The organism is Hymenobacter swuensis DY53, assembly GCF_000576555.1.
GTDB lineage: Bacteria > Bacteroidota > Bacteroidia > Cytophagales > Hymenobacteraceae > Hymenobacter > Hymenobacter swuensis.
On record NZ_CP007145.1, the window covers coordinates 845,011 to 858,551 of the forward strand.

Annotated in this window: 6 protein-coding genes; 1 reads left to right on the plus strand and 5 read right to left on the minus strand. The window is 60.8% G+C overall.

Annotation, left to right across the window (positions count from 1 at the left end; genetic code table 11):
- Positions 1-58: 58 nt before the first annotated feature.
- The 5 genes from HSW_RS22530 to HSW_RS05150 form a co-directional block, all read right to left on the minus strand.
- Positions 59-3,649 carry a reprolysin-like metallopeptidase gene (locus HSW_RS22530; protein ID WP_052346133.1) on the minus strand — a complete coding sequence of 1,197 codons (3,591 nt, stop codon included), beginning with the start codon at positions 3,647-3,649 and terminating at the stop codon, positions 59-61.
- A 375-nt stretch (positions 3,650-4,024) separates the two neighbouring features.
- Positions 4,025-5,980: a DUF3857 domain-containing protein gene (locus HSW_RS05135; protein ID WP_052346134.1), complete on the minus strand. Its 1,956-nt coding sequence runs from the start codon at positions 5,978-5,980 to the stop codon at positions 4,025-4,027.
- Between the two features lie 5 nt (positions 5,981-5,985).
- A complete protein-coding gene (locus HSW_RS05140; protein WP_052346135.1) occupies positions 5,986-8,025 on the minus strand; it encodes a DUF3857 domain-containing protein in 2,040 nt (679 codons plus the stop codon).
- A 166-nt stretch (positions 8,026-8,191) separates the two neighbouring features.
- Positions 8,192-10,222 (minus strand): transglutaminase domain-containing protein, encoded by a 2,031-nt coding sequence (locus HSW_RS05145; RefSeq protein WP_155832831.1) that lies wholly within the window; start codon positions 10,220-10,222, stop codon positions 8,192-8,194.
- A 177-nt stretch (positions 10,223-10,399) separates the two neighbouring features.
- Positions 10,400-11,602 (minus strand): MFS transporter, encoded by a 1,203-nt coding sequence (locus tag HSW_RS05150; RefSeq protein ID WP_044001093.1) that lies wholly within the window; start codon positions 11,600-11,602, stop codon positions 10,400-10,402.
- A gap of 201 nt (positions 11,603-11,803) precedes the next feature.
- Between HSW_RS05150 and HSW_RS05155 the strand changes: the two genes are divergently transcribed.
- Positions 11,804-13,498 carry a catalase gene (locus HSW_RS05155; RefSeq protein WP_071883064.1) on the plus strand — a complete coding sequence of 565 codons (1,695 nt, stop codon included), beginning with the start codon at positions 11,804-11,806 and terminating at the stop codon, positions 13,496-13,498.
- Positions 13,499-13,541: the final 43 nt, after the last annotated feature.

The window sequence follows — 13,541 nt, forward strand, 5'->3', positions numbered from 1 at the left end:
TTTTTGCTTGTATAAGCGAGAAGCACAGCAACGGCTATGCTTCTCGCTTACAATCTGGCTATTGCTTCAGCAGGCGTACTACCGTCGAGCCGTTGGGCATATCGAAGTGCAGGTTGTACACGCCGGTACGCAGCGCGCTCAAATCGAGCGGCAGTTGCAGGGCAGTGCTGCCTTTCGTCAGCGTCTGGGTCAGCACCTGACGACCAACCGCATCGGTAACCCGCAGCGTAATGGGCCCACGCTGAGCGTTGTCCACTCTTACGTTGAAGACACTGGTGCTGGGGTTCGGTGATACCTCGATGCCCTGCAGCAGGGCGGCGTTGTGCGTAGCCGTTACCCCGGCTACCGTCTGGCAGCTTTCATTGGTGTAACCCGAAGCGCCGGTAGCGTTTACCGCCCGCACGCGGTAGCAATACGGGCCGTTGGCGGTTACCTGGTCGGTGTAGAACGTGGTGTTGGCCGGTACGGTGGCAATCCGGGCAAATGCCGCAGTGCCGGTACGGGCGCGCTCAATCTCAAAGCCGGTTTCGTTCCCCGAGTTGTCCAGCCAGATCATATCGATGGTGGCGGCGGTAGCGGTAACGGTGGGAGCCAGGGTAGTGAGGGAGCCGGGAGCCGCAGGAATTTCGCCTACGGTGCACAGCTCAAGCGTCCAGCCGGTGAGGGTACCGCCATTGGCCGCCGTGTTATCCGAAATAGTCAGCGTCCAGTTGCCGTTGGCCGGATCGTTGAGCAGGTCACCGAGGGCATTGGCCGGGCGTACAGTAGCACCGCTGGTCAATGGGCAGGCAAGCGCAGCGGTGGCGGCGTCGTCAAACGTCAGGTTCAGGTTGGCCGTGCCGGGGCATGCCCGGGAGAACAGTACCACCCGCCGACCTGCCGGATTCGTGAGCGAAATTTCCAGCTCGCTTACATCCGGATGGGTAATAGCCAGGCCCCGGATGCGAATATCCGACACCCGCTCAGTGTTCGTAACGTTGATAACGGACGTTACCGATGAGGCGGAGCCGGTTGGGATGGTACGCGGTACGTTGGTTGCCACAATATTCTGGCAAGCCTGAATACCGGTAGTAAACTGCGTAACTGCCGAATACGGTGCCGTGCCACAGGGGCTCAGGCCGCGCACCCGCACGTAGTACACGGTGCCGGGCTGTAGCGCAGCCAGCGGCGTGAAGCTGGTGCCGGTGAGGTTAGTCTGGGTTTGAACGCCGGTGGTAAAGGCCGCGTCCGTCGCAATCTGCACCTCGTAGGCCGTCGCATTTGGTACCGTGGTCCAAGTGATGCGGGGGCGTAGCGTAGTGATGCCGCCGGTGCCAGGCGCATTGATGGTCGCGGCCTGCGTAGCCGAGGGCTGCACTGTCACGGACACATCCAAGAGGCGCGTTACGCCGCCACTGGTGCCGGTAAGGCGAATAGTGTACGTGCCGGCTGCTGTCGTGCTGGCCGCGCTGATGGTGGCCGTGGTGCCGGAACCGGCCTGTACTGTCGCGTTAGCATAGGTAACTGTTACACCCGCTGGCAGGTTAGTGGCCGAGAGGGTAACGGCACCGGTAAAGTTCTGCAGCTGACTCACTGTTATAGCCCGTGTGCCGGAAGCTCCGGGGCAGAATGACAGCGCAGTGGCCGCGCAGCCCGGTCCCTGCAGGAAGAACGTAGGGCCGGTGGGCGTTTCCAGCGTGAAGTTCTGGTTCGATACATCAAAGAAGATGCTGCCCGTGGCTTGCACCCGAATACGGGCCTGGGTAGAGCTGCCGACGCTGGCCGGTACCGTTACTGCCTCGCACCCGTCGTTGGGCGTGTTGGCAAGCAGAGTGGTAGGATAGGTCAGGCCGCCATCAGTGGAAAGCAGAATGTCCACATTCGTCGCGCTAATGGGGGCCTGGGTAGTGTTGGCCACGTCCCAGTTCACCTGCTGCGGAGCGCCCACCAGCCAGGTAGTAGCCGTGTTGGGAGCCGTCACGACAAAGGGACCAGCCGTGGAAACTACTACCACGTTCATGGAGTCGTAGTCCACGCCACCCCCACCCACGCGGTTGTCGCGGGTTACGAGCCGGAATACCAGCCGCCGCCCGTAGGTAGGCAGCAGCTCGCCCTTGGTGGTGATGTTGCTGAGAATATCCGATAACCGGGGAAACGTGCGCGAAGGGCTGGTAGTGGGCGAGAAGGCCCGGAACAGCGGCGCGTCGCCGGTAGCGGCGGCCGGAGCCCCGGCCGCACCCAGGTTGTACTGCTCCCAGGAATAAGTCAGGGCGTCAGCGTTGGCATCCGTGGCCGAACCCGTCAGGACAAAGGGTGTGCTGACCGGAATGGCGTAGTTGCGGCCGGCATTCACTACGGGCGGCGTGTTGCCGGTAGCTGTATTTACCGAGCAATTGCCCAGCCCGGTGATGTGGGCCACAATCTGGTCGAAGCTGCGCGAATGGAAATACGGGTCGGAGTTAGGCTGAATGTCGTCGGCTCCGCAGATACCGGCGTAGGCCATGATGGTAGTACCTGAGCCCGGCTCGTAGGCCGATGTAGCTGCGCGGTTACCGCCGCCGCAGCTGCCGGTCTGGCTGTTGAAGGTATGGTCGGCCCCAAACTGGTGCCCTATTTCGTGAGCAACGTAATCTACATCGAAGGCGTCGTTGACGGGGGCCGGAGAACCGGTTACACCCCGGGCTTTGCCAGAGGCAATACACACGGAAGGCTTCTGGGCAACACCGCCGCCACCGGTGCTGAATACGTGGCCGATATCGTAGTTCGCGGCTCCAATCCGTTCCGTAACAGTCGTCTGGTTCTGGTTGAGCATTGCCGAACCACTGTTGTTGGTGTAGGGGTCGGTGGTGGCGTCCAGGAAAATCAGGGTATCATTCTTGGGAACGATGACCAGTCGTACGGCCAGTTCCTTCTCATAAATGCCACTCACCCGGTTCACCGAGGCCACCATGCCGGCCATTGCGCCAACTTTAGTCCCGCCGTGGAAGGTGGTGTACTCGCCGGTGCAGGCCAGGGCCAGCCGGTACGTACGCAGCGTGGTGCCGTTGGCTACTGCGGCGCGCTGGGCCGCCGTTACCTGGGGCAGCTCTTCGGTACCATCGGGCGAGGGGGTGGCGCACACAAATGGAAAGGCACCCCGGTTCATGGAACGGCGCTCAAATACCAGGTGGGTATCGAGGCCCCGCGTGGCCGGATCAATGTACACCGTGGAGTTGGCCGCCAGTATCATGGCATGGAAGCCATCCGGACTCACATCAAGGCGGGCCGAGGCCGAGGGGTCATCAATGCCCTGCGCCGCATAGGTGCGGATGCTGGGGTACTTGGCCGCCAGCTGCGGAGCCATTACCGGCACCTGCACCACCCGGAAGCGTTGCGAAGTGCCATCGGGCATCGGCAGGGAAATCACCGTCGCCGAGCCTTTGGCTCCGGCTCCGCGCTCTAATGGAGCGGTGCGGAGAGCATCACGTACGGCATCCAGCTGGAACGTAACCGCGCGGAAATGGGATAAAGGCTGGGTAGCCTGCCGGGCTGCTGCAGGTACCTGGGGCGCATCGGCCCACAACACCCGCTGAGCCGAAGCGGTGGTAACCGTCCCGAGGCCGGCTATCAGCGCGCCGCCAGCCAGCAGCGGCCGCCAGGCCCGACGGAACAAAGTAGAGGTTTCAAGCATATGGTAGAAGAATGAAAAGAAGGAAAGAAAGAAAGGAGGATAGGTGCTGAGAGGCAGGAATAGAGCGCCTCAAGTTAGAATTTTTGCCTGCGGAAGCTGCTGTTTCCCATAGATATATTTTGTGCAACTGGCAATTATTTGCCCATAAATAAGGCCTTTGAACAAGTTAATAAGGTATTCATTGGAATTGTGGGGCAGGTTTTCAAAGGATATATAGACTTGTTTTTATATTGAAAATCCAGATTGGCTGAAAAACGAGAAACCCACTGCCTGTTGACAGTGGGTTTCTGCCACAAGGCAGCTGGATGAAATAAGCATCATCGGGAAACAATGCGCCCGGTACTTGTCCTGGCCACTCGGTAAAGTATCCGGGGCTTACGCGTCGGTTTTCAGCAGCACGATCTGGGCCTTATCGGCCGCGCTGATCTTCCGCCGAAACTCCAGGTAGGCCGGGTAATCGGTACGGGCGAAGCGGGTGCGGGGCAGCTCCAGGCGACGGATGTAGCGGATGGTCCCGTCAGGCAGGGTCTGGAGGTGGCTGGAATAGGTGCCGAACCGGGTGCTAAGCTGCACCGGTGCCGGCAGCTGCTCGGGGCGCAGACTGGCGGGCAGATGCAGGTGCACCGTATCCATCTGGGTAAGGGCATGATCCAGCCACAGTTCGCCCTGCCGCTCCCCTACCGTTGCCTGCGGCGCGGGCAACCGGCTGAGCAGGTTGGGGGCTAGAAATACCCGCTTGCCGCTGGGAGGGGCCAGGCCGGGTAGCGTGAGCGTCAGATTTTCAGTGAGGCCCGGCACGGCCGCGCCGGGTACCGAGTGCCGGAATGATACCTTGTTCAGGGTGAAATTGGCCAGCGCCAGCCGGTTGCCGATGTACTTCTTCTGCTCGGCCAACTCCAGGCCCGGTACTCCCGATACGGCATCATACTCCAGGCCTGTACGCAGGGTGCGCAGCGTGGCCGTGGCGTTGCCATTGGCATCCAGCACTACATCAGCCAGCCGCTCCCGGCGGTTTTCGGCCGCGCCGTAGCGGGGCGTAGGAATGAGCTTACCACCTTCGGGCAGCAGCAGCAGCGCGTGGCGGTTGCCCGTGAAGCCGCCCATGTAGCCAAACGGGTTGGTCTGGCTGGTGCATTCCAGCCACACGGTATCTGGCCTGGCCGCCTTCGTCAGCGGCACGCACAGCACTACGTGGTTGAACTGGGAGCTGGGAAAATCAGTGCGGATATCCTGCTCATCAGAACCGGCGCGTACCAGGGCGGCGTAGGCCTGAATGCCCGCCGCGCCTAGCAGGGCCTTGCAGTAGTTGGTCAGAGCCTTGCAGTCACCGTAGCCGTTGGCTGCCACCGAGGAGGCTGGGAACGTCTGCCAGCCACCCAGGCCCAACTGCACCGAGATGTAGCGGGTGTTGGCCTGCAAAAACTGATACACCTTCCGGATTCGGGCCCGCTCGTCGGTTTCACCCTGTACCAGAGCAACCATTCCGGCCTTGAGGGCCGGCGGTAGCTCGTCGCGGCCGGCATTCAGCTCATAGGTCCAGCGGCTCAGGTCGGCCCAGGTGCTCAGGCGGCCGGCGTGACCCTGTACCTCAAATTCGGCCGGCGCGGTGAATACGGCGGGCGTCAGCTCGGCTACCGGCGGGGCATCGGCTTCTTCCTCACGGGCGGCCAGATCATGTACCTGCCACTCATAGATTTCCTGGCTGCCTTGGGTGTGTTTGGCCTGTGCAGTACCGGCCGGCAGGCGCGCCTCCTGGTAGCGCAGCGCCAGTCCGGCGGGCATTAGCACCTTAAATGAAGCCTGCTCTACACTAAGCTGCTCTACCGGCTGGGGCCGCCAGGTAGAGTAGAACAGTGGGTTGTCGGACACCACTTCGTACTCAAACTCCACCGTGTAGGGGTAGGTAGGCTGGCTGAGGTCGGCTACCCGGCCCCGGGCATCGGAGGCCAGGCTGAAACCATCGGACAAGCTGATATCACGAATATCCTGCGCCCGCAACTGGCGCAGCTGCCGGCCGGTGGCATCATACACCGCGCCTCGGAAGTAGCTGATGCTGTTGAGCTGGCTGTAGTACACCAACTCCGAAGCCCAGCGGGACCCGGCCTCATCCAGAATCGTTACGGCGCGGCGAGTGGTTTCCACCGTGCGGCCCACCGACTTCACCAGCAGGATTTCTTCCTGCTGGCGCACCACGGCGTGGGCATTTTCCCGCAGGCCTGCCGCCAGATCAGCTACGGCATACTTGGAGGCGGGCCCGGGGGCAGCATAGGCCGGAGCGGCTCCCGTAGCCGCCACCCAGCCGGCAGTCAGAGCAAAAAACAGATTGCGCATAGCCGTTATACTTTCTTTTTGAGGACCAGCCGCTCACTCTGCTTGGCCATCATGCGGGCAAAGAACTCCCGCAGGTACGCGTATTCCTCCGCTGAGTATACCGGCCGGCTCAGGTTCATGCGGCTCACAATCTGGATGATGCCGGTGCCCGGCTGGATGGCGTAGGTGAAGCGGCCCCCGCTTTCCGGCAGCTCCATGGTCATGGGCTTGGGCGTTTCCTCCAGCTCGTAGCCGGCCGGCAGCGTGATGTTTACCATAACGGTTTCGTCCAGCGCCGTCCCGAAGTCCACGGGGAAGCGGCGACCTTCGTGCAGGAAGGGGTTTTTATCGGTACCGAAGTCGCGCAGCGGGTTCAGGTAAATAGTGCCGGCGGGCGCATCGCCTCCGGCGCTGGCAAACTCATATTCCAGCGTGAGCGGCCGGTGCAGCGCGTCACGCTCCTTGAAGGTATAAGCCGGAATATTCCAGCCCTCATGACTGGCTGCCAGCTCTTCCACGTACTTCTTTTCCCCCAGCTTGCGCAGCTTTTCCCGCTGACTCAGGGCCAGATAGCCGGCATGCTCCTGGTGGACTTTACCGCTGAAGCCACCTTTTTCATCCACAGTCAGGCTGATCTGGCGGTAGGAGAGCAGCCGGTCATTGGTTTTAAGCTCTACCCAGCGCGAGGCCCCGGCTTTGGGCAGCACTAGGCGGCCCACTCCGTTGAGGCAGCGGTGAGGCAGCATGCCGCAGGGAGCCAGCTCCTCCGTGGCATCCAGCAGCATTTCCTTCCCTTCGGGCAAAGCTACGTGGGCCAGCACGTAGTTGAAGCGCGAGAGGAGCGGCACGCCAGTTTCCATGCGGCCGTGGTTGCGGGTGCTCAGCAGCACGGGGCTGGCCTGGAAGCCGGCTTCGCGCAGGGCCGCTACCAGCAGCAAGTTGACGTCGGCCGCGCTGCCGGTTTTCTGGTCGTAGGCCCGGCGCACGGTGCTGGAGGCATATATGCCGTTGTTGCCGTTGTGCTTCACGCTGCGGCGCACTAGGTCATGAATGGCGGCCACGCGGCCGGCCGGGTCGGTGGTCTGGGCCAGCAGCGGGGTCAGCTGCTCTTTCAGAAAGCCACCTTTGTTGAGCTGGCTGCCAAACTGCTCATCATTGAGCAGGTCAGTGTCAATTTTCTCCCAGGAGTTGGCTACGGCTTTGTACGGCTCATCGGGCCACTTGATACCAGCCAGCTCAAAGTCGATTTTGGAAATATAGTCGTTGGTGGTGGTCATGTAGGGCTCCTCGCGCATGGCGGGCACCGCTTTCATGGCCCAGCGGTGGTTGGTCACGCGCGGGGTTACCACCGTCGAGCCGCCGGAGGTACGCTCCCCGTACTCCATCTTCGATGACCAGCTGATGGTGTACTGGGTAGTCGCTTCGTTGCGCTCCTGCACTTCCAGCGGCTCATAGCCCTGCATGAGCATTTTGTAGTCGAAATACTCCGGAATAGCCGCCCGGTACTCGCTCCAGCGTACCGGGATATCGCGCTGGAACGTCCAGTCCTGGAAGTTGAAGGTGAAAGGCGAAACCACCGAGTACGTGTATTCTATCACGGAGCCTACCCGTACGTTGGGCAGCGTAAACTTGCGAATGGTAATGTTAGGGGTGCTTTCCTCCCGGAAAATAGCGTCGGAATTCAACTTTTCCTTTACCACTTGGCCGTTCACCAGATTGTAAGTGAAGCCCCGCAGACCGGTGAGCTTTTCTTCGTTGGTGGCTTTATGGTACAGCGGCACCTGCACGGTAGCCTCATCGTACCCCGATTTTTTCAGGATTTTGATGCGGGTCACGCGCTCAAATACCACCCGGAACTGCCCGTCGTTGTACTCGAAGCGGGAGCGGCCAAAGTCGCACAGCACTACGGCCGAAGCGGCACTATCGGCCGCGAAGTTTTGCGCCGTAAGGTCCAGCTCGTCAATCTTGCCGAATTTGATAGGGTCGGCCTGGGCGTGGGCCAGTGATACGGACGCCGTACCGCAGATACCGGCCAGCAGCAGCCGGCGGAGTAAAGGTGAAATCATACCAGCAAGGGGTAGAAGATGGAAATATCAGGGGAAAATACTATTTCCGGCTCCAGCAACAGAGCAGGCAACAAAGCACTACAAATAGGTGTAGAGAAGTATGGACAGAGAAGCGGAACCGAAATATCCTGTTTATCCGGCTCCTGTACAACCCCCGCTGCGCAACTTATTGCCGCTGCAGCACAATTGGTTCAGCCAGCTTGGCAAGGGCCTTGGTGTATAGCTCCCGCAAGGCATGATACTCCTCGGCCGAATAATGCGTTTTGGTCAGCTGCAGCCGGCCCAGCAGCGCAATGGTCTGCGGGTTTGGCTGGCTGACATTGAACAGAAAGCGGCCACCCTCGTTGGGTAGCACCAGTTGCATGGTAGCCGGCAGCTCGGTAGCGGCATAGCCGGCGGGTAGGGTAATATTCACTATGCATTCCAGCCGCCGGGCGGTAGTAAAATCGACGGGATAGAGGCGCTCCGCCTGTGTGAATGGGTTCGTCGGCAGAATCAGCTGCTGCAATGGCCGCAGGTAGAGGGTGGCGGCCGGAGCTTCGGCGCCGGGCAGGCTGGCTTTCAGCTCCAGCACCACCGGCCGGGCCACGTCGGGCGCCGATGCTTCTATCGTGGTAATCTGCCAGTCGGGGTGGGCCTGTTGCCACTGCTGGCGCAGGGCTGGCAGCGGCCGGCGGTGCTCGGCGGCGGCGTAACCAGCATATTCCTGACGGATGTTGCCTTGAATTTCGCCCCGGGCGTTTACCATCAGCTGCGCATTGGTATAGAGCAGATGCGGTGCGTTATCGGCCAGGTTTACCCATTTGCCTGCTGGCCCCAGCAGCCGGCCCTGGCCATTCAGGCAATAGTCGGGGAGCAGAGTGTGGGGCAGGCTGGCATCAGTAGCATCCAGGAGCAGCTCTTTTCCCTCGGGCAGCGCTACGTGGGCCACCACGTAGTTGAACTGACTCACCACAGGCAGCTCCGTCTGGATACGGCCGTGGGCGCGGGTGCTCAACAGCAAGGGCTGGGCGTCTAGGCCGGCGGCCCGCAACGCCGCGACCAGCAGTAGGTTTACCTCGGCCGCGTTGCCCTGGCGCAGCTCCACCACCCGTTTGGCTGTGTTCCGAACGTGAGTGCCAGTGCTGCCGCTGTAGCCTACGGCCGCCAGCACCTGCTGCCGGACGGCTGCGGCCCGCTCCGTGGGGTCGGGGAGGGTGCGCAGAGGTGCGGCGGCGGTACTCACGGCGGTAGTGGCGCGCAGATACTGCCCGAAACTCTCTTTTTCCAGCAGTTCCTTCTCAATTTCGGCCCAGTTGCCGACGATGAACTGCGGCGGGCGTTTTTCATCAAACTGAATGCGCTCCAGCTCAAAATCAACCCGGCTCAGGTAGTCGCGCTCCGTGGTCATGAACGACTCGGGGTGGAAAGCGGGTAGGTTTTTCTGCACCCAGCGGCGCGTGAGGGCCTGGGTGGTAATGGTGTAGCTGTTGCCGCTGCCCGTCGGGATGGAGCCGTAGGAGGTGCGGGTGTCCTCGCGGTAGGTGGTGGCGTAGGCCTTGGCCCCGGTTTCGTTGAGGGCGAAAGGCCAGTACGTGCGCGTCAGCTCCTTATAGCGGTAAAAGCTGGGAATGGTCGTGCGGTACTCACTCCAGCGCACGGGTATGTCCTGCTGAAACTGCCAGTCTTGGAGGTTAAACAGGAAGGGCGACTTAATCACGTAGGTAAATTCCACGATGGAGCCTTCGCGCACGTTGGGCAGCGTGAAAGCATACTCATCCAGGCGCTCATCCACTTTGCGGCTGAACACGGCTTCCGTGCGCAGGGGCTCTTTGCTGAGCGTAGTGCCCGTTAAATTGTACGTCAGGCCTTTCAGCTGCAGCAGCTCTTCCCGGCCCCCACCTTTAGGATCGTGGTACAGCAGCACGCGCACGGTGGCGTGGTCGTAACCGGCCCGGCGGCGGATAAGCAGGCGGGCCGTGCGTTCAAACTTGAGCTCGAAACCCTCGTTTTTGCCCTGGATGCTGGACTGGCCAAAGTCGCAGAGAACTTCAGCGGCAGCTGAATCAGCTGTGGGCACGGCCAGTAGGGCGGTGGCTTCTTTGGCCTCCAGCTTACCGAATTTCAGGGGTGCTTCCTGCGCCCGGACAGTGCCTGCCAGCAGTAAACCGGTGGATAAAGCCAGCGCAAACACTGGTCGTGAATAGAGAGAAGCCACGGAAATAGGGAAAAGAAGGTCCGGCCGTTGGGGCGGGTTGTATAAAATTCGGCACTAAAGATAACAGGTTCCGGAGAGAAGATTAAAAGTCCGCTGTCAGGACTTATAAAATCGGGAAGTCGCCACCGGTTATGCTTTCTGATGCTCCGTAACGGCAAAAAAAGCACGCCCGGCTCCTTACGCCGTCCGTGCCTTGCGCCGGCTCAAGATCAGCAGATACCCCAGGCCTGCCAGTACGCTGAGCGCGCTGAGCCCGTGGACGAAGGGCAGGTGAGCGGGCTCGTTGGCAAATACCCAGCCCGCCAGCAAAGCCCCCAGCCCGATACCGGCCTCCAGAGCAATGTACATGGTAGCCACGGCCCGGCCGCGCCGTTCGGGGTGGCTCAAATCCACCGTCCAGGCGTACAGGGTTGGCGAGTTCAGCCCGGTTCCCAACCCAAACAGCACCGCGCCCGCCAGAAACATGGGGGCCGACTGCGCCAGCGCCAGCAGCACCAGGGCCGCCACAATTACCATGGAGGAACCGATGAGCACCGGTACACGGCCATACCGGTCGGAAGTGCGGCCGGCCACCAGCCGCACCACCAGCGAGGCCCCGGTGTAGCAGGTATAAAACAGGCCCTTATCTTCCCCAATGAGGCCCAGTACCCGGCTCTGGTCGGGAATGACGGTGAGTACGGCCCCGAACGGGAACAGGCACAGCAGCGTGACCAGGGCCGGGGCCAGCACCCGGGGCTCGAATACCTCCTCCCAGCTTTCAATGCGCAGTAGCCGCCAGCTGAACCGCTGCCGCTGGGCGCGGGGCAGGGTTTCCGTCATAGTGCCCTGCACCACCAAGCTCAGCAGGGCCAGGCCCGAGGAGCAGTAGAACATGGTATCAAGGGAGAAGTGCAGGGCCAGCCAAGAGCCCAGCATAGGGCCGGCCGCCATGCCCACCGAGCCCGCCACACCCAGCAGGCCCATGGCCTCGCCTCGCCGCTCCAGCGGAATAATATCGGCAATGAAGGCGGCCGTGCCGGTGGGCTTAAAGCCGGTACTGAAGCCGTGCAGCAGCCGCAACCCCATAAACGCCGCCACCGTGGCCGTAAACGGGTAAAAGAAGCCGCACACGAAGCACACCAGTGAGCCGAACACCATCACCGGAATGCGGCCCACAGTATCGGCCAGCTTGCCACTGAACGGGCGGGAAAGGCCGGCTGTGAGCGTGAACAGGGCAATGATGAAGCCCTTGTACTCGGCCCCGCCCAGGCGCGTGAGGTAGTCGGGCAGCTCCGGCAGCAGCATGTTGAAGCTCATGAAAAACAGCAGCGACGACAAACACATCAGCCAGAAGCCAACGGTGTACACGCGAACGGGGGCAAGGGCGGAAGGGGCAGACATCAGGCCGCAAAGGTAGCCCCGGATGCTTCGGCCGGACGCACGAAAAGTGGTTTTTTGACTTGCCTCCTGAGTGGCCGGAGTGTAGGGACAGCATGGGAAAAAGTAAAATGCCAAAATCCTAGTGGAGAAAAATTCTCCACTAACTCTAACTTCCAGCCACCTCACGAAGTACTATACTTATCACTCACCCGACATCAGACAATGGAAGACAAGGAGAATCAACCGCACAACAGCCAGCCTGGCAATGGTACAGGCACCGCCGTAACGGGCGCCGGCACCGCGCACGATGGCCGCACGGCCGCCGGCGAGCAGGCCCAGACGCTGACTACCCGCCAGGGCCACCCCGTTACCGACAACCAGAACTCGCGCACGGTAGGCAACCGCGGCCCCGTAACGCTGGAAAATTATCAGCTGCTCGAGAAAATCAGTCACTTTGACCGGGAGCGAATTCCGGAGCGGGTGGTACACGCACGCGGGGCTGGGGCCCACGGCGTATTCACGGCCTACGGCACAGTGGGCGGTGAATCAATTGAAAAGTACACCCGTGCCAAGCTGTTTAATACGAAAGGCAAGGAAACGCCGGTATTCGTGCGCTTTTCCAGCGTAATCCATGGCGGACACTCACCCGAAACCCTGCGTGACCCGCGTGGTTTTGCGGTGAAATTCTACACCGAAGACGGAAACTGGGACTTGGTGGGCAACAACCTGAAGGTGTTCTTTATCCGCGACGCCCTCAAGTTTCCGGACATGGTGCACTCACTTAAGCCCGATCCGGTGACCAACCGCCAGGACGGCGGCCGCATCTTCGACTTCATGAGCAATACGCCCGAGTCGGTGCACATGCTCACGTTCCTGTTTTCGCCCTGGGGCATTCCGGCTAATTACCGCCAGATGGAAGGCTCAGGCGTAAATACCTATAAGTGGGTAAATAAGGAGGGCGAGGCCCAGCTGATCAAGTACCACTGGGTACCCAAGCAAGGCGTGAAAAACCTCACCCAGCCCGAAGCTGATGCCATTCAGGCCACCAATTTCAACCATGCTACCCAGGATCTGTACGACGCCATTGAGGCCGGTAATTTTCCCGAGTGGGAGTTCCAGGTGCAGATGATGCCCGACGGGGAGCACCCGGAGCTGGATTTCGACCCGCTCGACGACACCAAGATCTGGCCCGAAGATCAGTTCCCGATGCTGCCCGTGGGCAAAATGGTACTTAACCGCAACCCCGAAAATTACTTCGCCGAAGTAGAGCAGGTGGCTTTTGGTACCGGCGTACTTGTAGATGGTCTCGACTTCTCCGATGACAAGATGCTGCAGGGCCGTACGTTCTCGTACTCCGATACGCAGCGCTACCGTGTGGGCACCAATTACCTGCAGTTGCCTATCAACGCGCCTAAAAAGCATGTAGCCACCAACCAGCGCGACGGCCAGATGACGTTCCATGTGGATACGGCTCCCAACCAGAACCCGCATGTCAACTATGAGCCATCCTCGCTGAATGGTCTGACGGAGTCGTCGAAGGCGGGCAAAGACCACGAGCCGATGTACAACGCGCCGCTGATCCGTCAGAAAATCAGCCGCCACGGCGAGGTTGATTTTGCCCAGGCTGGGGCCCGGTGGCGTAAGCATGATGAGCGGGAGAAAACCGACCTCATCAATAACCTGACTGACGCACTGAGTGCTGCTACCACCGAGATTCAAAACCGGATGGTGGAGCTGTTCACCAAATGCGACTCTGATTACGGCCAGCGCCTGCGCCAGAGCCTCGACAAGGCCGCCAAAAACCCTAGCCCAGCTACCAGCCGCTACATGGGTCGGCGCGTAACCAATGGCCAGAATGGTCAAGCCACAACTGGTGCGGCCGTTTCTCAGCCGGAAATGGCTTCGCAGGAAAAGTAAATCAGGACTGACACCCTATAAGCAGCCAACGACCCCGTCTCAG